The organism is Bradyrhizobium sp. USDA 336 (genome assembly GCF_044908355.1).
Lineage (GTDB): Bacteria > Pseudomonadota > Alphaproteobacteria > Rhizobiales > Xanthobacteraceae > Bradyrhizobium > Bradyrhizobium yuanmingense.
The window spans coordinates 5,699,283-5,720,974 of the sequence record NZ_JBIYDC010000002.1; the positions used below are offsets into that span (position 1 = coordinate 5,699,283).

A 21,692-nucleotide genomic window follows, 5' to 3' on the forward strand; every position below is an offset into this window, starting at 1 on the left:
ATTAAACCGTCAGGTTCCGATTTGGCCGGCTTGATAGACCAAGCCCGGCCGGCGTCAATAACATGAAGCAGGAGGGGGACTTAGCCCGAAACCCCGCCAAGCCCAGATGTGGGGGGCTTCTACTCCAACGCAATCCCGGTGCCAACTCCCGCGTGCAGCTTTGCCCCCGTCATTGTTAAGGGCGGGATGGTACGGGCGCCGGCTGACGGGCTTAGCCACCGGCCTGGCCGTCCACCTTGGCTCCCGGCGGGTCGATCCAGCCCACATTGCCGTCCGCCCTACGGTAAATGATGTTCACCCGACCGGACGAGCCATGCTGGAATACCAGGCAGGGTGCCCCGCTGAGGTCGAGTTCCATGACGGCTTCGCTGACCGAGAGCCGCTTCAGCGACGTGGTTTGCTCCGCGATGATGACGGGGCTGTAGCCGGCGACTTCCTCTTCGCCCTCTCCGGGCGCTTCCAGCACATAGCTGGTGGCGTCGAGCGCAGCCATCGCCTCGGAGGCGGCATGGGCCTTGCGCGCGGAGCGGTCCTTGAGCCGGTTCTTGTAGCGCCGCAGCCGCTTCTCGATCATCACCAGCGCCTGGTCGGCACTGGCATAGGCATCCGGTGCGTTCGAATCGGCTTCCAGCGTGATTCCCGAATCGAGATGCAGGGCGCAATCGGTGCGAAAGCCGAACCCGTCCTTGCTCAGCGTGATGTGGCCGGAATAATTGCCGTCGAAATATTTGCGCAGCACCTCGTCGGTGCGATCGGCAACGCGGCCGCGCAGCGCCTCGCCGACGCTGATGCTCTTTCCCGAGATTCTGAGAGTCATGTGATGCCTCGCTTGGTTGGTGCCCAGCTTGGATCGGTCTCGATGGGGCATCGAGAGTAGCGCGATTTGGCGCCAGCGCAATCAGGCCGGTTCGGGATTGCGGGAGCGATCGGACAAGGCGGTAGAGAGGACGTTACCAAGAGCGCTCTGCTTGTCGCGGCGGCGTTGCACCGAGGAAGGTATGCGCATGGCTTCGCGGTACTTCGCGACCGTGCGGCGGGCAATATCAATGCCCGAGGCGCGCAAGCGTTCCACGATGGTGTCGTCCGACAGAATCGCGGAGGGCTCCTCCGAATCGATCAGCTGCTTGATGTGGTGACGCACCGCTTCCGCCGAATGCGCTTCGCCCCCGTCGGCCGAGGCGATCGAGGCCGTGAAGAAATATTTCAGCTCGAACGTGCCGCGGTTGGTCGCCATGTATTTGTTGGCGGTGACACGCGACACCGTGGATTCGTGCATCTGGATGGCGTCGGCGACGGCCTTCAGATTGAGCGGGCGCAAATGGGCGACACCGTGGGTGAAGAACCCGTCCTGCTGGCGCACGATCTCGGTCGCCACTTTCAGGATGGTGCGGGCGCGCTGGTCGAGCGCGCGCACGAGCCAGGTCGCGTTCTGCAACGCATCGGTGAAATAGGACTTGTCGCCGTCCTTGCCGATCTTCTTCGACAGCTCGGAATAATAGGTCTGGTTGACCAGCACGCGCGGCAAGGTGTCGCTGTTGAGCTCGACATGCCAGCCGCCGTCGGGACCCGGGCGGACATAGACGTCGGGCACCATGGTCTGCAGGCGCGCCGAGCCGAACTTCATGCCGGGCTTGGGATTGAGGCGGCGGATCTCGCCGATCATGTCGGCGATGTCCTCGTCGTCGACGCCGCAGATCTTGCGAAGAGCCGCGATGTCGCGCTTGGCGAGCAGATCGAGATGCTCGACCAGCGCCTGCATCGCGGGGTCGTAGCGGTCGAGCTCGCGCAGCTGGATCGCCAGGCATTCGCTTAAGGAACGCGCGCAGACCCCGGGCGGATCGAATTTTTGCAGCACGGCGAGGACGCTTTCGACCTCGGCTTGCGATGCGCCGAGACGCTCGGCGGCTTGGCCGAGATCGGGCGGCAGATAGCCGGCCTCGTCGACGAGGTCGATCAGGTACTGGCCGATCATGCGTTGCGCGGGCGCGGTGAAGGCAACCGAGAGCTGCTCGGCGAGATGGCCCGACAACGTCGTCTCGGCCGCGACAAAAGCTTCGAGATTGTAGTCTTCGTCACCGGAGGCGCCGCCGCCCCATTCGGTATAGGTGGTCGGCGCGGCATCCTGCGCGTTGCGCGCGGCTGCCTCGGCCGGCTCCTCGGAGAAGACGTTGTCCAGGCCGGTGTCCAGGGTCTGCTCGATCTCGGCGCGGGTGCCGAGATCCTTGCTCATCCACTCTTCCTGGCCCGGCTCGAAGCCTTCCGCGCTACCGCCGAAGCCGTCCTCGCCCTGGCCATCGCCATGACCGTCATCTTGGCCGCCCCCGGAATCGCCGTAACTGCCGGCCTCGGCCGAAGCTTCGCCCGCGGGGGCCTCGTCACTGGCCCGTTCCAGCAGCGGGTTTCGCTCGAGCTCCTCTTCCACGAAGGTCGTGAGATCGAGATTGGACAATTGCAGCAGCTTGATCGCCTGCATCAGCTGCGGCGTCATGACCAGCGACTGCGATTGCCGGAACTCTAATCTCTGCGTAAGCGCCATGAAGCAAGAACCGATCCCAAAAGTTGGTCCGATTTTTGCTTATCCTAGTCTCAGCCCGATGTACACGTCTTGACGAATTGGAAAATAGGGCTAGAGGCGGAATTCCTCGCCAAGGTAAAGGCGGCGCACGTCCGGATCGGCAACGATCTCATCCGGAGTTCCCTCCGTCAAGATTTCCCCGGCATAGACGATATAGGCACGGTCGGTGAGGCCGAGCGTCTCGCGGACATTGTGGTCGGTGATCAGCACGCCGATGCCGCGGTTGGTGAGATGGCGGACGAGATCCTGGATGTCGCCGACCGCGATCGGGTCGATGCCGGCGAAGGGCTCGTCGAGCAGCATGTAATTCGGCCGCGTCGCCAGCGCGCGTGCGATCTCGACGCGGCGGCGCTCACCGCCGGACAGCGCGATCGACGGTGATTTCCGTAAGCGCGTGATGTTGAACTCGTCGAGCAGGGAGTCGAGCTGCTGCTCGCGCTTCTTGCGCGAGGGCTCGACCACTTCGAGCACGGCGCGGATGTTCTGCTCGACGGTGAGGCCGCGGAAGATCGAGGCTTCCTGCGGCAGATAGCCGATGCCGAGCCGCGCGCGCTGATACATCGGCAGCTTGGTGACGTCGTGGCCGTCGAGCTCGATCGCGCCGCGATCGGCCTTGATCAGGCCGGTGATCATGTAGAACACGGTGGTCTTGCCGGCGCCGTTCGGGCCGAGCAGGCCGACGGCCTCGCCGCGGCGCACATAGATGCTGACGCCGCGCACCACTTGCCGGCTGCCGAAGGCCTTTTCCACACTATGCACAGCCAGGAATCCGGGCCGCTTCAGCAGCTGCGGCGCGCCGGCACCGTTGGACCTGGCGGCCGTTCGGACGGGATGAACCGCCTGCGGACGCGGCTCGGCCGGATAGTCGCCCGTGTAGTCACCTTGGAACTGGTCGGGCCCGCGGGGCTGGTCGCGGGCAATCGGCGTGTCCCTGACAGGACTGGGCACGAGGCCGCCGACGCTGTCCCCGAGCGCAGTGATGTCCTGACGCGCAAATCCTGGCCGGCCGCGCTTGGCGGGGCGCCGACGGAACATGCTGAAGAGATCGACCATCCCCGCCTTCTAGCCTTTGGCGTCGTCTTGCGCGAAATCCGCGCGATCTGTCGCGCCAGCCTGAGCGATTGGCCGACGCAGCATGGGTGAAGGAATGTCTCATGCCCAGTGAAACACGCCCGAAAAGCGGCGGACCCCGCTTCGAAAGCCCTGCGCGCTAGATACAGGCTCGCTCGCCAAGCTTCAACCTCGGATCGGGAGCACCCGATCCAAGTTGTTGAATTCATTTTTGTTTACTTGCGCCGGGCAATTGCAAGGGCGGCGCCGCGCCGGGTTTGGCGCCCTGGCTGCAATCATTGCTGCCGCCCTGCGGCAGCAGCGCCTGCACCCGCCCGTTGTCGGATTCCACGCGGGACACGCCGGTGGTCATGTCGACCATCAAGCGATCACCGCGCAGCACGTTCTTACACTGCGTCAGGACCACCTGGCCCGAGCCGCCGAGCATGGTGATGAGGTTGGTCTTGGTGTCGAACACGGCGGTCTCGCCCGTCACCACCTGGTCCTTCTGGGTGACCACGACGTTGCCGCGCGCCTCCAGCCGCTTGATCGAGGAGCTGCCGCCCGGACCGGGCTGCGCCGACTGCATCGGCGCCGATTTCGCGCCTTTCGCCGCGGGCTGCGGCGCGGCCGGCTTGTCGCCGCCGGACTCGTAGAACACCACCAGCGTCTTCGAGGTCATGGTGGTGTCGCCCTGCACGACCTTCACATTGCCGGCGAAGGTCGCCTCCTTCTTCTTGTCGCGCATCTCGAGCGAGGCGGCTTCGATCTGGATCGGCTGATCGCGGTTCTGCGAAAAGCCCTGCATCGCATTGGGCACACCCTGCATCGTGCTCTGAGCAAGGGCCGCACCCGTGACGAGCAGCGCCAGGCCGATAGCGAGCGCGGCCTTGCTGACAAAAACGTCACGCGGAAAACAGGTCATCATGAAAATCACTTCGAATTGGCAGACTTGTTCTGAGGCGTGCGTGTCTTCGTCGGCGCCGCCTCGGGTGGTGCAGGCTGCGTCGCGGCGGGCTCGTCGAGCTTGTCGAGGTGCATCACCACATTGCCCTCGAAGCGGATGACTTCGCCGCCTTCGGTAATTCGCAGGCGATCCGCACTCAGCGTGCCGTTGGTCAGCTTGACGTCGACGCGCTCGTCCGAGGAGACCGTGCCCTTGCCCATGTCGACGAAGGCCGAGTTCAGCCGGGCCTCGTAGCCGGTCGAGGTGCGCAGCAAGATATCCTTGCGCAGATCGAGCTGCTGCTGCTTGTTGTCGAAACGGCCGGTGCGGGCATCGAGGAATAGGGTCGACTTATCCTCCATCAGCACTTTCGCTCGCAGGTCATTGAGATCGACGTGATCGGGATCGGTGATGTCCTGAGTCGCGGTCTTGGCCCAGAGCTCGTAGGGCCGCTGGTCCGGCGTGTATCCGGCGAGGTGCGGCGATTCCATCGTGATCTTGGTGCCCGACACCACTAGATTTCCGGAGTCGAGCGGCAGCTTCGGCATCAGCATGCGGAACGGATTGAAGATCGAGACGCCGATGATGATAGCCATGGACAGCACTACAGCACCCGGGACCGCGATGCGCAGAATCCGCACCAGGCGGCTGTGGCGCGCCGCGCTGGCAAACTTCGCCGCAAGCGCGGCGTCGTAGGTGGGGTTCTGGGCCGAATTCACCGGGGTTCCTGCTTACCTGTCTCCTGACGTATCGCTCGCCTTGTCCGGTCGAGGGGGCGCACCCCATTCTATCCGGCGCCGCCGAAATATGCAGCCGGCGACAGGCCGTTACGAAAGTGTCCGAAACGGGGCGGTCGTCTCTCCCTCTCCCGCTTGCGGGAGAGGGCCGGGGAGAGGGTGTCACCGCAATGGGACAGTCTCCTGGAGGAGAGAACCCTCACCCGCGCCTTCGGCGCGACCTCTCCCGCAGGCGGGAGAGGTTAAAGCACCTCAGGAGTGCGCGAAAATGTCCTCCTCCGCCCAGCCCTGGAGGTCCAGCAGGGCGCGGGTCGGCAGGAAGTCGAAACAGGCCTGCGCCAGCTGGCTGCGGCCTTCCCGCACCAGCATGGCGTCCAGCCGCTCGCGCAAGGCATGCAGATGCAGCACGTCGGAGGCGGCGTAGGCGAGCTGCGGCTCGCTCAGGCTGTCGGAACCCCAGTCGCTGGACTGCTGCTGCTTGGAGAGGTCGATGTTGAGCACCTCGCGGACGAGGTCCTTGAGGCCGTGGCGGTCGGTGTAGGTGCGGGTCAGGCGGGACGCAATCTTGGTGCAATAAATCGGCCCGGTCATGACGCCGAAGGTCTGGTACAGCACCGCGATATCGAACCGCGCGAAGTGGAAGATCTTCGTGACCGCCGGATTGGCGAGCAGCGCCTTCAGGTTCGGCGCGTCGGTGTGGCCCTTGGGGATCTGCACCACGTCGGCGCTGCCGTCGCCGGGCGAGAGCTGCACCACACAGAGACGGTCGCGGTGCGGGTTCAGCCCCATGGTCTCGGTGTCGATCGCCACCGCTCCGGTGTAGCGGGACAGGTCGGGCAGGTCGCCGCGGTGCAGGCGTACGGTCATGAAACCCTCGGGTCGAATCGGTGCGTCGATATCATAGGCTAGAGCATGATCCGGAAAAGTGTGCAGCGGTTTTCCGAAAAGATCATGCTCAATCAATAACCTAAAGCGCGATGACGATTCATCTTAATCGCATCGCGCTTTAGTCGAATGGATCGCGATGTAGCCAGTCGCAACAGGTCACGCAAGCGGCCGTGACCTTACGGCCGGTCAGATCGCAGCGAGCATGATGCAGATCATCGCCGCGACTGCGGTGCGGCTGGGGCCGTCCCGGAACGCGTACAGGATCGGATCGTCCGGCATCTCGCGGCGATGCGCCATCATCAGCGCACGGCCGAACCAGTACAGCAGCAGCGGCGTGAGCAGCCACAGCATCCAGGGGCGGCTGTAGAGCGGCGTCACCGCCGAGGACGAGACGTAGAGCGAGAACACGGTCACCGCGTTCATGGCGCTTGCCGCCGCCATCGCGGCGATGACGTTAAGGTCGGTGACGCGATAGTCGCGGTTCGAGGGATCGGCGAGGCCCACGCTCTCGCGCATGCTGAGCTCGCTGAAGCGCTTGATCAGGGCGAGCGAGGTGAACACGAACAGCGAGAAGATCAACAGCCATTCCGACAGCACCACGCCGACGCCGACAGCGCCGGCGACGATGCGAAGCGTGTAGAGGCCGGCGAGCGTGACGATGTCGACCAGCATCTTGCGCTTGAGCGCGAGCGAATAGGCGATCGTGGTGACGAGATAGAGGCCGAGCACGCCGAGAAACAGCGGCGAGATGCAGAGGCTGGCGGCAAGCGCGAACGACCACAACGCAGGGATCGCCGACAGCGCTGACGAGATCGGCAAGTCGCCGGCCGCGAGCGCGCGGTGGCGCTTGGTCGGATGCTGCCGGTCGGCGGCGAGATCGAGCAGATCGTTCATCAGATAGGCGCCCGAGGCGCAGGCCGAGAACGCCAGGAATGCGAGCAGCGCGTAGCCGAGCGTCGAAAGGTTCAGGTGATGCGCCGTGAGCGCGGGCACGAACACCAGCGTGTTCTTGGCGTATTGATGAACGCGCAGCGCCTTCACCCAGGTGGCGAGGCCGGCTCTGCGGACCTCGCGATTTTCGATGCGCGCGATGGAGGCACGATCGAACGGGACGCTGCCCGCCGCAAGATCGGCCGTCGTAACGACGCCATCGAAGCCGAGATGCGCTGACATCGCCGCGGCATGAGCGGCGAGCCGATCCGCGACGAGATAGATCTTCTCGCCGCACGCCCGTGCCGCCAGCGCGCGGTTCATCACATCGGAATCATAGGGCAGATGGGCGTGGTCGATCTCGGCTCGCGCCAGGATCGCCGTGAGCGCCGCCATGCCCGCCCGTCCGCCCGCGCCGAAGCGCGCCAGCATGCGGCCGGGGCTGGAGAACAGCGCCTCCATCAGCAGTTCGGAACGCAGCAGCGCGCCTTCGAGGTCGATGACGAGGGTGCGGGCCGCCGACGGCTCGGACAGGCCAGGATCATACTGGGAGGCACGCTGCTCCATCCGAAAACGCTCTGACTTGCCGCGACATGACCGGCATTCGGCCGGGGGGAGCAGGAAATTGGACGGCCAACCCTATGGGAACATTCACTAAAGGCGGATTAATTCGCCTGGAGAGGTGGGGACGGCTTCCGCTCCAGGCGCTGTTGCCCGGATCCCACAATCCGGCGCGAGCTTCCTGTCCCAGCAGAACTTTTGCTTTGCGTGCCGTGGACATCGTCCCGACCCACCCTATCTGCGAGGTTCCCCGCCGGGGGCCCACCCTGAATCAGGTGCCATGACCGAACCAACGCTCGCTGCGCCGATCGACGACCAGCGTCCGCGCGGATTTTCGCGCTACCAGGCGCTCCTCATCGCGCTGCTGGCGCTGACGCAGTTCACGATCATCCTCGATTTCATCATCATGTCGCCGCTCGGCGCCATCCTGATGCCCGCGCTCGGCATCACGGCGGGGCAGTTCGGCGTTGCCGTATCGGCCTACGCGTTCAGTGCAGGATTATCGGGCATCCTCGCCGCCGGCTTTGCCGATCGTTTCGATCGCAAGCGCCTCCTGCTGTTCTTCTATGTCGGCTTCACGCTGGGCACGCTGCTGTGCGCGGTGGCGCCGAACTACCATGTGCTGCTGATCGGCCGGATCGTGACCGGATTGTTCGGCGGCGTGATCGGCGCGGTCGTGCTCGCCATCATCACCGACTTGTTCTCGTTGCAGATGCGCGGCCGCGTGATGGGAATCATCCAGACGGCGTTCGCCGCCAGCCAGGTGCTCGGCATTCCCGCCGGCCTGTTTCTCGCCAATCACTGGAGCTGGCATGTCTGCTTCGTCGCCATCGTCGTGCTGTCGATCGTGACGATCGCCATCATCGCCTTCGCGATGGAGCCGGTCGACGCGCATCTGAAGCTGAAGCAGGACAGAAACCCGTTCCACCATCTGGTCGCGACGGTCAGTGAGCCGCGCTACACCCTCGCCTTCGCCGTCACGACGCTGCTGGCGACCGGCGGCTACATGCTCATGCCGTTCTCCAGCGCCTACACCGTGCACAATCTCGGCATCGACATCACGCATCTGCCGACGATCTATCTCGTTTCCGGCCTGTTCAGCATCGTCACGGGACCGCTGGTCGGCCGCGCCAGCGACGCGTTCGGCAAGTATCCGACCTTCGTGTTCGGCTGCGCCATGACCGTCCTCATGGTGCTGATCTACACCCATCTCGGCCACGTCTCGCTCGCGACCGCGATTCTGGTCAACGTGCTGATGTTCGTCGGCATCTTCTCGCGCATGATCCCGTCGCAGGCGCTGATGTCGGCGATTCCCGATGCGAGCCAGCGCGGCTCGTTCAGCGCGGTGAGCGCCTCGCTGCAGCAGCTCTCCGGCGGCCTCGGCTCGGTGCTCGCCAGCGCGATCATCGCGCAAGGCGCGGACGGCGCGCTGCTCCATTTCGACCGGATCGGCTACGTCGTCGTGACCACGACGATCGTCACGCTGGTGATGATGTATTTCGTGCAGAGGGCGGTGGCGGAGCGGACGGGGAAGCAGGTGGTGTGAGGGAGCGGCTCCTGCTCCACATTCGGGTGAACCCACGCCGGATCTTCGGTGACCAAGGTTTGCATCGATGCGCCGAACGGAGATCTCCAGTGAAAGTCAAACTTGCCGCCGCGATCCTCGCCGCAGGCCTCCCGCTGGCATCGATGGCTTTCGCCCAAGACACCATCCAAAGCACCGCGCCAGCCGACCTTGCCGTGATCGATGCCTGCCTGAAGAAGGTGGAGAAAACCGGCGGTTTCGGCGGCGCCTGCGTCGGGCTCGTCGCCGACCCCTGCATCAAGGCGGCAGAGGGCGCGAACGACGATGTCGCCAGATGGAAGGCCTGCGCGGCGCGCGAACTCGCCGTCTGGACGCAGAAAACCAGTGAGGCGCTGAAGAAGGTTCAGGCCGGCGGGTTCGCCGACGCCATCAAGGCGGTCAATGACTCGCAGAAAGTTTTCGCCGCGTCGCGTGATCGCCTCTGCGCGGTCTTCGACAACGTCGACCCCGGCATGTACCGGGGCGGCGCGAGCTACTGCCGCCTGCGCGAGACCGCGAACCGCTCGCTGAGCCTGATCAAGCTCGGCGCTGCGGTCAACGAGCACTGAGGCCTCCTAGCGGGGCTCGGGTCACCAGCCTTGCCGGCATCTTCCGACGTGGCGACGACGGCTATTCGGCGCGCCATGAGCGCTGTGCTTCGGTGTCGTGGACCGGTCAGCAGCTCGATGTCCTGCGGATGAGCGATTTCAATCGCTTGAGCAGGGGATGGTGCCCAGGAAAGGACTCGAACCTTCACGGCCGTTAAGCCACTGGCACCTGAAGCCAGCGCGTCTACCAATTCCACCACCTGGGCATGCCGTTTGGGGCACGGAGGCGGTTACTACGGTTCGGTGACGCCGTTGTCAATTCATGCGTGAGGCCGGGGTCGGGATGCCGATTGCGCATCGCAAACCGGCCCGATACAAGCCTGACAAGACGCACTCTTTTCCGCAGGAACGGCTCCCATGGCATCGAATCTGGACACGCTGGTCACGGTTTTCGGCGGATCGGGGTTCTTGGGCCGCAGCGTCGTCCGGGCCCTGTGCAAGCGGGATTACCGGGTCCGGGTCGCGGTGCGGCGGCCGGAACTCGCCGGATACCTCCAGCCGCTCGGCCGGGTCGGGCAGATCCACACCGTGCAGGCGAATCTGCGCTATCCGGCCTCGGTCGAGGCGGCGCTGCGTGATTCGCATGTCGTGATCAATCTGGTCGGCGTGCTCACCGAGAGCGGCAAGCAGACTTTTGACGCCGTCCAGGCCAGGGGCGCCGAGACCGTCGCCAAGGCGGCGGCCGCAGCAGGTGGCGCGCTGGTGCATGTCTCGGCGATCGGGGCCGATGCGCAGTCGCCCTCACGCTATGCCAGGGCCAAGGCGGCCGGCGAAGCCGCGGTCCTGGCCGCGGTTCCCTCCGCCACGATCTTCCGCCCCTCCGTGATGTTCGGCCCCGAGGACCAGTTCACCAACCGCTTTGCCGCGCTGGCCCGGATGTCGCCGGTGCTGCCACTGATCGGTGGCGAGACGAAGATGCAGCCGGTCTATGTCGGCGACGTCGCCAGTGCGATCGCGGATGCGGCCGACGGCAAGGCCAAGGCGGGCGCCACTTACGAGCTCGGCGGGCCGGAAGTGCTGACCATGCGCGAGATCATCGAGGCGATCCTCGAAATCACCGACCGCAAGCGCATGCTGGTGCCGCTGACGTTCGGCCTCGCCCGCTTCCAGGCCAACTTCCTGCAGTTCGCGCCGGGCGCGTTCAAGCTGACGCCGGACCAGGTCACGCTGCTCGAGCGCGACAATATCGTGTCGGATGCGGCGAAGGCGGCCGGGCTGACGCTGGAAGGTCTCGGCATTACGCCCGATTCGCTGGAGGCGATCGCCCCGCAATATCTCTGGCGCTTCCGCCCGCAGGGCCAGTTCCAGCGGATGAGTGTGTGAGGGTTTCTTTTTTAACCTCTCCCCGCTTGCGGGCAGAGGTCGGATCGCTCTTGCGATCCGGGTGAGGGGGTACAGGCCTCTCGAAGACCGCTCGTGCGGAGAGAGGGCCCTCACCCCAATCCTCTCCCCGTAAGAACGGGGCGAGGGGGCGCACCGCCGCTGGGGCGAGGATCCGCCCGTCACGACTTTCAAAACCTCAGCTTCTTGAACACCGCTTCCGGCAGCGTCTTGATGATCAGCATCACGAGGCGCCATTTGCCGCTGACATAGATGATGTCGGTCTTGCTCTCGACGGCGCGAAGGATCTCAGCGCCGACGACGGGGGCTTCGACGGTGAGCGGGCCGATCAGCTTCATGCCTTCGGTCATCCTGGTGCGGACGAAGCCGGGCTTGACCGTGACGACGTGGACGCCGCCACGGCTGGCGCGGGCGCGCAGGCCGGACAGGAAGGCGGAGAAGCCGGCCTTGGCCGAGCCATAGACATAGTTGGAGGCGCGGCCGCGATCGCCGGCGACCGAGGACACGCCGACCAGCGTGCCGCTGCCGCGGCCCAAGAACTTCTCCGCGAACAGGCCGAGGATCAGCGCCGGACCTTCGTAGTTGGAGCGCATGATCGCGGTGGCGTGGGCGAGATCGCTCTGCGCGCTCTCTTGCACACCAAGCAGGCCGACGATGGAGATGACGACATGGGGCAGCGCGGGCAGGCCGGCGACGAAGCCCTCGAACGAGGCGGTGTCGAGCACGTCGAATGTGTGAACACCGACCTCGACATTGTAGCGCGCGCGAAGATCGGCGGCGTCAGGCTCCAGCGCGGCGACGTCGCGGCCGGCGAGTGCCACATCGTATCCCGCTTTGGCAAAAGCGCGCGCCGTGGCGCGGCCCATGTCGGATGAGCCGCCCAGCACCAGTACAGACTTGCGCGACGTCACGGCCTAGACCTCATCGAACAGACGTTGTGAAAGCTTGGAGCGGATGTTGCCGGCAGGGTCGAGCGCTTTGCGGATCGCGTTGAAGCGCGGCAGGGCGGGATAGCCGGCTTCGAGCGTCTCGCGCGACTGGCGCGCATCCTTGGCGAGATAGAGCCGGCCACCGGCCGCGACAACGAGACGGTCGATCTCGTCGAGAAAATTCAGGATGTCGCCGCGCACGGGGAAATCCAGCGCCAGCGTGTAGCCGGGCAGCGGAAACGACAGGATGCCCTCGCCCTGGCCGAGCTTCTTCAGCACCGCGAGGAAGGAGGCATCGCCGCGCCGCGCGACGCGACCCAGAATCTCGCCGAGCACGTCGCGCGCGCCGTTCTCCGGGATCACGCATTGATGCTGCAGGAAGCCGCGCTTGCCGTAGATGCGATTCCAGTTGGCAATGCTGTCGAGCGGAAAGAAATAGGGATAGAGCGAGACCACAGGGCTGCCGCCGGCGCGGCGCGCGCCCATGCGATAATACAGCTCGTTGAAAGCGCGGATGCCAAAGCGGTTCAGCGTCATCGAGGGCAAATCGATGGGCACGCCAAGACCGGGATGCTTGCCGGCGGGAAACGTCGAGGCGCCGGCAGGAAGCTCGTCCTTGCCGGCGTGCTCGCCGAGATAGATCAGCGAGCGGCCGAGATTCTTGCCGCGCGCAGCACAATCGATCCACGCCACCGAATAGGTTGCGGCATCGCCTGCATCGAGCGCGCGCATCGCGGCATCGAGATCGGATGCCGAGATCACGCGCTCGCGGATCCATCCCGTTTCGACCTTGCGCAGCCGCAAGGTCGCTTCGAGGATGACCCCGGTCAGGCCCATGCCGCCGATTGTCGCAAAGAATGCGTCGGAGTTCTGCTCGCGCGAGGCTTCGATCAATTCGCCCTCGCCCGTGCGCAGCAGGATGCTGTCGACATAGCGGCCGAAGCCGCCTTCGCAATGGTGGTTCTTGCCGTGCACGTCGGCGGCGATGGCGCCGCCGATCGACACGAAACGCGTGCCGGGCAGCACGAAGGGCAGGAAGCCGCGCGGGCCGAAGGTCTCGATCAGGTCCGAAAGCAGCACGCCGGCCTCGAGGCGGATGTGGCCGGTCGCCGGATCGAACCACCTGATGCGGTCGAAGCCCGTCATCGCGACGGTCCTGACGGCCCCGATCGCGGCATCGCCATAGGCACGGCCATTGCCGCGCGCCACGGTGCCGGACACGACGGCGTCCGCAACCGCCGCGAACGCGCGCGGACGCAGCATCTCGGTATCGACGACCGGGAAGCGCCCCCAGCCGCTGACGAGGGTCATGGCTCAGCTCCTGGGCCGGGCGCGCCGCCCGGCATTGCGAAACTGAGTACCGATCAAAAGCTTATATTGCGTTGAGGGCAGGGCTGTCCGCCCACCTCTCCCCGACGGGGAGAGGTCGGATTGCGCAGCAATCCGGGTGAGGGGCCGCGGCCCTCAGTGAGACTCTAACCCCTCACCCGGATCGCATCTTCGATGCGATCCGACCTCTCCCTTCGGGAGAGGTGGACCGAGAGTGTCGCCCAAACATTGCTCGATCAGAGATGCCTACCGTCCCAGCGCCAGCGCGATCAGGCCGAGGGTGCCGACGATGACGCGCCACCAGGCGAACAGCAGGAAACCGTGCCGGGTGACATAGGTCAAAAACGTCTTCACCACGATGATCGCGGTGATAAAGGACACCACGAAGCCGATCGCGACGATGTTGATGTGGTCCATCGTCATCTCGGCGCGGCTCTTGTAGAAGTCGTAGGCGAACGCGCCGATCATGGTGGGGATCGCCAGAAAGAACGAGAATTCCGCCGCCGCGCGCTTGTCGGCTCCGAGCAACATCGCGGCGACGATGCTGGCGCCGGAGCGCGACACGCCCGGGATCATGGCCACGCACTGCGCGATGCCGATATAGAGATACATCAAGAGCGGAAATCTGGTGGCATCATGCTCGCGCGGCTTGAGCTCGAGCTTGTCGACCCAGAGCAGGATGGCGCCGCCGACGATCAGTGTGAAGCAGATGACCCACGGATTGAACAGCAGGAGCTTGATGTACTTACCGGCGACGAGGCCGACGATGACGGCGGGCAGGAATGCCACCAGCACGCCGATCACGAAGCGGCGAGCATAGGCATCGCCCGTGAACAGGCCGATCACGACGTCCCACAGCTTGCGAAAGTACAGCCCCACGATCGCGAGAATCGCGCCCAGCTGGATCAGAACCGTAAACGAATCCCAGAACGCGCCTTCGCCGAGATGAAAGAAGCGCTCGGCGATCAGGAGGTGGCCGGTCGAGGATACGGGAAGGAACTCGGTCACGCCCTCGATGATGCCGAGGATCACTGCCCGTACTGCGTCTGACATATTTACGGTCCATTTCGGCTGGAAAAGCGGGGCTCTTCTCGCCTATTCGACCCCATGCCGCAATCGCAAAATGCCAAATCACGCCCTTGCTTCGAGGTTTTGAAGGACTAGTGTGGCGCCGCACAAACATTGATGGATTCTTAAGCACCATCACATAGTCAAAGGCTTCATGTTTACGCTGTTTCATCATCCGTTCTGTCCGCATTCGCGCTTCATTCGCCTGATCGCGGGTGAATACGGGCTCGACCTGAAGCTGATCGAGGAGCGCAGCTGGGAGCGGCGCGAGGCGTTTCTGCTGCTCAATGCAGCGGGCACCACGCCCGTGCTGGTGGACGACGAGCAGCCGCCGATTCCGGGCGCGGCGATCATCGCCGAATATGTCGATGAGGCCTATGGCGCCGGGATGGGCCCCAAGCGCCTGATGCCGGAGACGCTTGCCGAGCGTGTCGAGGTGCGCCGGCTGATGGCCTGGTTCAACGAAAAATTCTTCGAGGAGGTCTCGCATCCACTCGTCACCGAGCGCATCTACAAGCGCTTCATGAGCGAGGAGAACGGCGGCGGGCCGCCTTCGGCCGACGTGATGCGCGCAGCGAAGGCCAATGTGCGCTATCATCTGGCCTATATCGGCTGGCTGGCGCAGACCCGCAACTTCCTCGCCGGCGACCGGCTCACCTACGCGGATCTCGCCGCCGCGGCGCATCTTTCGGCGATCGACTATCTGGGCGACGTGCCATGGAGCGAGGACGACGCAGCAAAGGCGTGGTACGCGCGGGTGAAATCCCGCCCGTCGTTCCGTCCGCTCCTCAGCGAATGGCTGGCCGGCGTGCCGGCCTCGCGGACCTACGTGGACCTGGATTTCTGATGAGGGCCGTCATGCCCGGGCTTGTCCCGGGCATCCACGTGCTTCCTGTCTCGGTGAGGATTACACAAGAACGTGGATGGCCGGGACGAGCCCGGCCATGACGACGTCGAGTGTGGATGCATGAACAACATCGACACAGACACGGATCGGTTGCGCAGCGCGCTCGAAGAGCAAGCGCACGCACTCGGCTTCGACTGCATCGGCGTCACCGCGCCGGGCTCGATCGATGCGGCCGGACAACACTTCCTCGAATTCATCGCCTCGGGCGGCCATGGCGACATGGATTGGCTCGCGAACCAGCCGGAGCGCCGCGTCGACCCGCGCGGGCTGTGGGCCGATGTGCGCAGCGTGATCATGCTCGGCGTCAATTACGGTCCCGATTCCGATCCGCTTGCCGTCCTGAAGCAGCGCACGCGCGCGGCGATCTCGGTCTATGCGCAAGGCGACGACTATCATGACCTGATCAAGAAGCGGCTGAAGGCGCTGGCGCGCTGGCTGGTCGCGACCGCGCCGAGCGAGGTGAAGGTGTTCGTTGACACAGCGGCGGTGATGGAGAAGCCCTTGGCGCAGGCCGCGCATCTGGGCTGGCAGGGCAAGCACACCAACCTCGTCTCGCGCGAGTTCGGCTCGTGGCTGTTTCTCGGGGCGATCTACACCACGCTGGAGCTGCCGCGCGACGAACCCGAGATCGATCATTGCGGCTCATGCCGGGCCTGTCTCGACATCTGCCCGACCGCGGCGTTCCCCGCGCCCTACAAGCTGGATGCGCGGCGCTGCATCTCGTATCTGACCATCGAGAACAAGGGCCCGATCCCGCACGAGTTTCGCAAGAGCATCGGCAACCGCATCTACGGCTGCGATGATTGCCTTGCCGCCTGCCCCTGGAACAAGTTTGCGCAAGAGGGACGTGAGGCAAAACTCGCCGCGCGCGACGAGTTGCGCGCGCCTTCGCTCGCTGAGCTGGCACGGCTGGACGACGCGGCATTCCGTGCGCTGTTCACGAAGTCGCCGGTGAAGCGCATCGGGCGCGACCGGTTCGTGCGGAATGTGCTGATTGCGATCGGCAATTCGGGCGAGGTGACGCTGGCGGACGAGGCGCGGCGATTGCTAGTTGATGCAAGCCCACTGGTGCGCGGGGCGGCGGTGTGGGCGCTGGGGCAGTTGCTGGCGCGCGAAGAGTTTGAGGCGATGAGATCTGCCGCTGAGAGCAACGAGCAGGACAATAGCGTGCGCGAGGAGTGGCGGGCCGCCTCCTGACTTGATTTCCCCGCCCATTCCCGCAATCTCGCGCGTCATGACAAACATGCCTTTCTTCAATCGCGACGGTGATACATTCCATCCGACGGAAGTCGCCAATGGTCCATGGGATCCGAAATCGCTGCACGGGCGCGTCGTCGTCGGCCTGCTCGGCTTCGTCGTCGAGGAGCGCCATTCCGGGCCGGAATTCGTGCCGGCGCGGCTCACGGTCGACATGTTCCGATTGCCAACCATCGACAGGCCGATCGAGGTGACGACGCGGCTGGTGCGCGACGGCATGCGCATCCGCGTAGTGGAAGCGGAGTTCTTTTCCGGCGGGGTCAGCATGGCGCGGGCTTCGTGCCAGCTGCTGCGCAAAACGCAAAATCCCGATCGCAATGTCTGGTCGCCGCCGAACTGGGACGCGCCGAAGCCGGCCGAGATCCCCAAGCCGACCGATCCCCGGCTCGGCATGAACGGCAAATGGGCGACGCGCCCCATCGTCGGTCATATGGGTTCGCTCGGCCCGCGCAGATTGTGGATGAGCGAGGTGCGCGAGCTCGTCGCGGGCGTTCCGATGACGCCGTTCGTCCGCGTCGCCACCGGCGCCGATTTCGCCAGCCCGTTTGCCAACGCCGGCGACCAGGGGCTCGGCTACATCAACAGCGACGTCACGATCTATCTGCACCGCCTGCCGGTGACGGAGTGGATCGGCTTCGAGGTGGTGAACCACCACGCCACCGACGGCGTCGCGATCGGCGAATGCTGGCTCCATGACGAACAGGGCCCGATCGGCACCGCGACCGTGGCCGCGCTGGCGCAGCGCAAGCCGATGGTGAATCCGTCGAAGCGGTAGGGACTTTTTCCACCTGTCATTCCGGGGCACGCGAAGCGTGAGCCCGGAATCCATACTCCCGATGGTGGTTATGGATTCCGGGCTCGTGCTTCGCACGCCCCGGAATGACGAGGAGGATGCAGCTACCCCAAATGCCGCTGCATCTCCGGCCGCGCCTTCAGTTCGGCGCCCTGCTTGGCGACGATCTTCGCGATCCGCTCCGGTACGAAGTTCAAATCCACGAACGCCGGCGCGGTGTTGGCGACCTCGTGATAGCTCGCGATCTTTCCGCCCTTCAGCGTCATGATCGCAACGCCCTCGAACATCGCCCGCGCGCCGTTCGCTTCCGGCAATGTCGATTTGTAGCTGAACGTGTAGCGCGCATAGAGCGTGGTGCCGTCGGTGACGGGGTCGTGCATGTCCCAGCGGAAATCGGTCGCCGTGCGGTAGAACCAGTCGTCGATCATCGCGGCGATCTTCGCGCGGCCGGCGAAGGCGCCGTAGAAGACGTCGTGATAGACGCCGTCTTCGGTGAATAGCTCTGCGAAGGCTTTGCCGTTGCGCTGCTCGACCGCGTCGCAGAAGGCGCGCAGCATGGCGGTGGTGGTCATTGGCGTTATCTCCTGAAGGAAGAAGGCACTTCACCCGATCTCAGCCACCGCCGCAAGAATGCGCGCGATGTCCTGCGGCCGTGACAGGCGGTGATCGCCGTCCTGGATCATGGTCAGCACGACGTCGTCGGCCGGCAGCCGATGGGTCAGCTTGAACGCGTGCTGCCAGGGCACATCAGGATCTTTCGCGCCTTGCAGGATGCGGACGGGGCAGCCGAGATCGATGGCGCTGCCGAGCACGAGGTGATTGCGTCCCTCCTCGATCAGGTTCCGCGTGATCGGATAGGGCGAGCCGTCGCCATATTCCGACGGGCGCAGCCAGAAGCCCTTGGTCTCGATCTCCTTCTTCACCGCGGGCGAAAAATTCTTCCACATCAGCTCTTCGGTGAAATCGGGCGCCGGCGCGATCAGCACCAAGCCCGCAATCGACGCTTTGCCGGCACGCTTCTTGATCTCGCGCGCGAGCAGCAGCGCCATCCAGCCGCCCATCGAGGAGCCGATCAGGATTTGCGGGCCGTCGCAAAAGCGCTCGAACACCGCAACACTGTCCTCGAGCCAGCTGCCGATGGTCCCATTGGCAAAATCGCCGCCGGATTCGCCGTGGCCGGAATAGTCGAACCGGACGATTGCGCGGCCGCGCTCATAGGCCCAGCCATCCAACGCCACGGCCTTGCCGCCCTGCATGTCCGACTTGAATCCGCCCAGCCAGACCAGGCCGGGGCCCTTTCCGGGGCGGCGGCGCACCGCGATCCTGCGTGCGGACGGCCCCTCGCCCACATCGATGAACTCAAGAACGGCATCGGGAATTGCGTCGGTCATGGAACGTTTACTCTGGCTGTGCGGTTTGAGCTGTCGGGACCTGTTCCGAAAGCGCGACCGGCATCGGTATTGGTCTTTGGGACGCTTGCGGAACAGAGGCAAGGTGTCTATGTCGGTCAGCGTGCCGAGGGCCGTGACCAAAATGCCTCGCATTTGAGGGTTTTTCGCGCCTCGCACCAGCGACTTGCTTGCCGGCAAACGCATCTTCCTTCAAGATAGCCGCTTCTTTCACAACTTTGGAGAACCACCCATTCGCCGTCCTAATAAAGCTCCGCCCGCTGCCAGCAAAGACGGGCCGCGCATCAATGATGATATCCGCAATGCGCAGATCCAGCTGATTGACCAGACCGGTGACAACAAAGGTACGGTCGAGACCGTCGTCGCCATCCGCATGGCGCAGGAAGTCGGGATGGATCTGGTCGAGATTTCACCGAATACCAGCCCTCCCGTCTGCAAGATCATGGACTACGGGAAGTACAAGTATTCCGCTCAGAAGAAAGCCGCGGAAGCCCGCAAGCGGCAGAAGACCGTCGAGATCAAGGAGATCAAGCTCCGCCCGATGATCGACGACCACGATTACGACGTGAAAATGCGCGCGATGCAGCGCTTCTTCGAAGAGGGCGACAAGGTCAAGATCACGCTGCGCTATCGCGGCCGCGAAATGGCGCACCAGGAGATCGGCACCAAGCTGCTCGACAAGATCAAGACCGATGTCGCCGAGCTCGCCAAGGTCGAGCAGGACGCGCGGTTCGAAGGTCGCCAGGTCGTAATGGTGCTGGCGCCGCGCTGACGCGCAACGCTTTAGGACCTCGAGAAATTCAACGGCCCGTCCGGATCGCCGGCGGGCCGTTTTGTTTTTTTGGTCGAGGTGCAGCCGCGGGCGCCGCTGCACCTCTCCCGCTTGCTTGCGGGAGAGGTCGCGCCGAAGGCGCAGGTGAGGGTTCTCGCCTCTAGGGGACTGTCCCATTGCGGAGACACCCTCTCCCCAACCCTCCCCCGCACGCGGGGGAGGGAGCGCACTAACTGCTTGGCTGTCAGGTCCTGGTGGCCTGCCAGGTGCCGCTGCACTGGTCGCCGGAAATGATGCCCTTCCACGACCCGGCGCCGTTCACGCCGGCGAGCCGGCCGCCGCCACTGGCGTGAGAGGCGCCGACCGAGACCTGCACGGCGACAGCGCCGGAACGGTTGACCCGGCCCGAGACCCGGCCGCCGCCGGCGGAGGAGACGCGGGTGCCGGTCACGGTGAAGGGAACGCTGTAGCCCGAGCTGCAATTGCCGCGGGTGGTGGCGAAGGTGACGTTCCAGATGCCGTCATAGCCGCCGGCGCGGGCGTCAGCCGCCTGTGGCAGCGCAGCCGCGGCGAGCACGGCGAACAGCGCCAGAGGGCGCGGGCGGGCGAATGAAATCAGAAGTTGCGGGAAATGAGCCATTTTGGACCTGCTTCAGGCGAGAAGGCTTGGACATGAGGGGTGGCAGCGTTCAATAGTCGGCGGCCGGGTTGCGGCGGTTCATCGTTGCCAACTGGCCTCTCCTCTGTCATAAGCCCAGCCTTCACCGCCCGGCTGATTTACGGGCTGCCGTGGCGGTGTCTCGTGCGGGTTTTGCGCCTGTTCGCAAAACTTGAGCACAATCAACGCTCTAACGAGCATTTTTGACGGTCCAGCCGCCTTCGCGGGCGGATCTCTGTGGCCATTAGGAGAGCCAAATGCCCAAGCTGAAGACCAAATCGGGCGCTAAAAAGCGCTTCAAGGTGACTGCCACCGGCAAAGTGATGCACGCCCAGCGCGGCAAGCGTCACGGCATGATCAAGCGGACGAAGAAGCAGATCCGTCAGCTCCGCGGCACCCGCGTGCTGTTCAAGACCGACGGCGACAACGTCAAGAAGTACTTCTTGCCGAACGCCTGATCGCGTCCACGATCATTGCCATCCGTGCCGCGCATCCCGCGGCGATCCGATAACCAAAGTCATCTCTGAAGGATTTCGTCATGTCTCGCGTCAAACGCGGTGTGACCGCCCACGCCAAGCACAAGAAAGTCTACAAGGCCGCCAAGGGCTTCTACGGCCGCCGCAAGAACACTATCCGTGCCGCCAAGCCGGCGGTCGAGAAGGCGATGCAATACGCCTTCCGCGACCGCAAGCGCAAGAAGCGGACGTTCCGCGCGCTCTGGATCCAGCGCATCAACGCAGCCGTCCGTCCGTTCGGCCTGACCTACAGCCGATTTATCGACGGCATGGCCAAGTCCGGGATCACCGTGGACCGCAAGGTGCTGTCGGATCTCGCGATCAGCGAGCCCGCCGCGTTCCAGGCGATCGCCGAGAAGGCCAAGGCCGCGCTGGCTGCCTGAGACCAGCGCTAGCGGGCCTTTTGGCCCGTAGCCTTCAACGCGCGCTGCGAGTAACGCTGGGCGACCTGCGCCCGGCAAAAGGCTGTGAACGAGAGATACATGGTGCCGGACTTGTTCCGGTACTTGCGATCGCACGCCTGCAACTCGCGCTGATAGCCGAGCTTCTGCGGCAGCTTCAGTTGGCCGCCGAAATCAGCTTCGCATTTCTTCTCGACAACTTCGCCGAACTGCACGTCGCCGCTGGCGCCATATGCGCAGGCCTCGAACAGCTTCATGGCACGGCTGCAGCCAGGCGCCGCATTGAGGACTGCGATGACGTCGTCCATCGACGTCGATTTGGCCGGGCACTCCTCGGCGTAGGCCGCGCCACCCAAAACACCTTGCAAAAGAAGCAGGACCAGGCCGACCAGGCAGGATCTCGAAAGCATCGCAAAACTCTCCTCGTACCCCCCGTTGGTGCCGGGTCCCCGCG

General features: G+C 64.7%; 23 protein-coding genes and 1 tRNA gene. 9 read left to right on the top strand and 15 right to left on the bottom strand.

Going from position 1 to position 21,692, the window contains the following annotated elements:
- Window positions 1-211: 211 nt before the first annotated feature.
- The 7 genes from hpf to ABIA45_RS27755 form a co-directional block, all read right to left on the bottom strand.
- Complete coding sequence (hpf, locus tag ABIA45_RS27725; RefSeq protein ID WP_036041026.1) at window positions 212-817, bottom strand: ribosome hibernation-promoting factor, HPF/YfiA family; 606 nt, start codon at window positions 815-817, stop codon at window positions 212-214.
- An 81-nt stretch (window positions 818-898) separates the two neighbouring features.
- Window positions 899-2,536: an RNA polymerase factor sigma-54 gene (rpoN, locus tag ABIA45_RS27730; RefSeq protein WP_128265109.1), complete on the bottom strand. Its 1,638-nt coding sequence runs from the start codon at window positions 2,534-2,536 to the stop codon at window positions 899-901.
- Between the two features lie 90 nt (window positions 2,537-2,626).
- Window positions 2,627-3,628, bottom strand: a complete 1,002-nt coding sequence (gene lptB, locus ABIA45_RS27735) for an LPS export ABC transporter ATP-binding protein (protein ID WP_157287273.1) — start codon at window positions 3,626-3,628, stop codon at window positions 2,627-2,629.
- Between the two features lie 223 nt (window positions 3,629-3,851).
- On the bottom strand, window positions 3,852-4,553 hold the full coding sequence (locus ABIA45_RS27740; RefSeq protein WP_271543398.1) for an LptA/OstA family protein: 702 nt from the start codon (window positions 4,551-4,553) through the stop codon (window positions 3,852-3,854).
- A 5-nt stretch (window positions 4,554-4,558) separates the two neighbouring features.
- On the bottom strand, window positions 4,559-5,290 hold the full coding sequence (lptC, locus tag ABIA45_RS27745; RefSeq protein WP_271543396.1) for an LPS export ABC transporter periplasmic protein LptC: 732 nt from the start codon (window positions 5,288-5,290) through the stop codon (window positions 4,559-4,561).
- A 270-nt stretch (window positions 5,291-5,560) separates the two neighbouring features.
- Complete coding sequence (locus ABIA45_RS27750) at window positions 5,561-6,175, bottom strand: ribonuclease D (RefSeq protein ID WP_271543393.1); 615 nt, start codon at window positions 6,173-6,175, stop codon at window positions 5,561-5,563.
- A 207-nt stretch (window positions 6,176-6,382) separates the two neighbouring features.
- Entirely contained in the window at window positions 6,383-7,693 is a 1,311-nt protein-coding gene (locus tag ABIA45_RS27755; protein ID WP_404654473.1) for a UbiA family prenyltransferase, read from the bottom strand.
- 274 nt (window positions 7,694-7,967) lie between these two features.
- Here ABIA45_RS27755 and ABIA45_RS27760 point away from each other — a divergent pair, with 274 nt between their 5' ends.
- Together ABIA45_RS27760 and ABIA45_RS27765 are read left to right on the top strand one after the other, a co-directional pair.
- Window positions 7,968-9,233: an MFS transporter gene (locus ABIA45_RS27760; RefSeq protein ID WP_404654474.1), complete on the top strand. Its 1,266-nt coding sequence runs from the start codon at window positions 7,968-7,970 to the stop codon at window positions 9,231-9,233.
- Complete coding sequence (locus ABIA45_RS27765; RefSeq protein WP_404654475.1) at window positions 9,230-9,820, top strand: DUF1311 domain-containing protein; 591 nt, start codon at window positions 9,230-9,232, stop codon at window positions 9,818-9,820. Before ABIA45_RS27760 ends, ABIA45_RS27765 begins: the two co-directional genes overlap by 4 nt.
- A gap of 158 nt (window positions 9,821-9,978) precedes the next feature.
- On the opposite strand, the gene ABIA45_RS27770 is transcribed toward ABIA45_RS27765, so the two are convergent.
- A tRNA-Leu gene (locus ABIA45_RS27770) sits at window positions 9,979-10,065 on the bottom strand.
- A 151-nt stretch (window positions 10,066-10,216) separates the two neighbouring features.
- Here ABIA45_RS27770 and ABIA45_RS27775 point away from each other — a divergent pair.
- On the top strand, window positions 10,217-11,182 hold the full coding sequence (locus ABIA45_RS27775) for a complex I NDUFA9 subunit family protein (protein ID WP_404544893.1): 966 nt from the start codon (window positions 10,217-10,219) through the stop codon (window positions 11,180-11,182).
- A gap of 188 nt (window positions 11,183-11,370) precedes the next feature.
- Here the strand turns inward: ABIA45_RS27775 and ABIA45_RS27780 are convergent, their stop codons facing one another.
- From ABIA45_RS27780 to ABIA45_RS27790, 3 genes are all read right to left on the bottom strand, one after another.
- On the bottom strand, window positions 11,371-12,111 hold the full coding sequence (locus ABIA45_RS27780; RefSeq protein WP_404654476.1) for an SDR family oxidoreductase: 741 nt from the start codon (window positions 12,109-12,111) through the stop codon (window positions 11,371-11,373).
- 3 nt (window positions 12,112-12,114) lie between these two features.
- Complete coding sequence (locus tag ABIA45_RS27785; protein ID WP_404654477.1) at window positions 12,115-13,440, bottom strand: FAD-binding protein; 1,326 nt, start codon at window positions 13,438-13,440, stop codon at window positions 12,115-12,117.
- 264 nt (window positions 13,441-13,704) lie between these two features.
- A complete protein-coding gene (locus ABIA45_RS27790) occupies window positions 13,705-14,511 on the bottom strand; it encodes an undecaprenyl-diphosphate phosphatase (RefSeq protein ID WP_271543361.1) in 807 nt (268 codons plus the stop codon).
- A 169-nt stretch (window positions 14,512-14,680) separates the two neighbouring features.
- Between ABIA45_RS27790 and ABIA45_RS27795 the strand changes: the two genes are divergently transcribed.
- The 3 genes from ABIA45_RS27795 to ABIA45_RS27805 all read left to right on the top strand — a co-directional run bounded on the left by ABIA45_RS27795 (window position 14,681) and on the right by ABIA45_RS27805 (window position 17,465).
- Window positions 14,681-15,373, top strand: a complete 693-nt coding sequence (locus ABIA45_RS27795) for a glutathione S-transferase family protein (RefSeq protein ID WP_036024387.1) — start codon at window positions 14,681-14,683, stop codon at window positions 15,371-15,373.
- 120 nt (window positions 15,374-15,493) lie between these two features.
- Window positions 15,494-16,630 (top strand): tRNA epoxyqueuosine(34) reductase QueG, encoded by a 1,137-nt coding sequence (queG, locus tag ABIA45_RS27800; protein ID WP_404544902.1) that lies wholly within the window; start codon window positions 15,494-15,496, stop codon window positions 16,628-16,630.
- 37 nt (window positions 16,631-16,667) lie between these two features.
- Window positions 16,668-17,465, top strand: coding sequence for an acyl-CoA thioesterase domain-containing protein (locus ABIA45_RS27805; RefSeq protein ID WP_404654478.1), 798 nt, complete (start codon window positions 16,668-16,670; stop codon window positions 17,463-17,465).
- Window positions 17,466-17,587: 122 nt separating this feature from the next.
- Here the strand turns inward: ABIA45_RS27805 and ABIA45_RS27810 are convergent, their stop codons facing one another.
- A complete protein-coding gene (locus tag ABIA45_RS27810) occupies window positions 17,588-18,055 on the bottom strand; it encodes a nuclear transport factor 2 family protein (protein ID WP_404654479.1) in 468 nt (155 codons plus the stop codon).
- A 30-nt stretch (window positions 18,056-18,085) separates the two neighbouring features.
- Window positions 18,086-18,874, bottom strand: a complete 789-nt coding sequence (locus ABIA45_RS27815) for an alpha/beta hydrolase (RefSeq protein ID WP_404654480.1) — start codon at window positions 18,872-18,874, stop codon at window positions 18,086-18,088.
- A 250-nt stretch (window positions 18,875-19,124) separates the two neighbouring features.
- Between ABIA45_RS27815 and infC the strand changes: the two genes are divergently transcribed.
- Window positions 19,125-19,664 (top strand): translation initiation factor IF-3, encoded by a 540-nt coding sequence (gene infC / locus ABIA45_RS27820; protein WP_074447655.1) that lies wholly within the window; start codon window positions 19,125-19,127, stop codon window positions 19,662-19,664.
- 244 nt (window positions 19,665-19,908) lie between these two features.
- Here the strand turns inward: infC and ABIA45_RS27825 are convergent, their stop codons facing one another.
- The gene (locus ABIA45_RS27825) at window positions 19,909-20,304 is read right to left on the bottom strand and encodes a hypothetical protein (protein WP_036024380.1); all 396 of its coding nucleotides are present in this window, start codon (window positions 20,302-20,304) and stop codon (window positions 19,909-19,911) included.
- Between the two features lie 275 nt (window positions 20,305-20,579).
- Between ABIA45_RS27825 and rpmI the strand changes: the two genes are divergently transcribed.
- Both rpmI and rplT read left to right on the top strand, forming a co-directional pair.
- Window positions 20,580-20,780 (top strand): 50S ribosomal protein L35, encoded by a 201-nt coding sequence (gene rpmI / locus ABIA45_RS27830; RefSeq protein ID WP_008539890.1) that lies wholly within the window; start codon window positions 20,580-20,582, stop codon window positions 20,778-20,780.
- Window positions 20,781-20,860: 80 nt separating this feature from the next.
- Window positions 20,861-21,220 carry a 50S ribosomal protein L20 gene (gene rplT, locus ABIA45_RS27835; RefSeq protein WP_028179126.1) on the top strand — a complete coding sequence of 120 codons (360 nt, stop codon included), beginning with the start codon at window positions 20,861-20,863 and terminating at the stop codon, window positions 21,218-21,220.
- 8 nt (window positions 21,221-21,228) lie between these two features.
- On the opposite strand, the gene ABIA45_RS27840 is transcribed toward rplT, so the two are convergent.
- Window positions 21,229-21,648 carry a hypothetical protein gene (locus ABIA45_RS27840; RefSeq protein ID WP_157287309.1) on the bottom strand — a complete coding sequence of 140 codons (420 nt, stop codon included), beginning with the start codon at window positions 21,646-21,648 and terminating at the stop codon, window positions 21,229-21,231.
- Window positions 21,649-21,692: the final 44 nt, after the last annotated feature.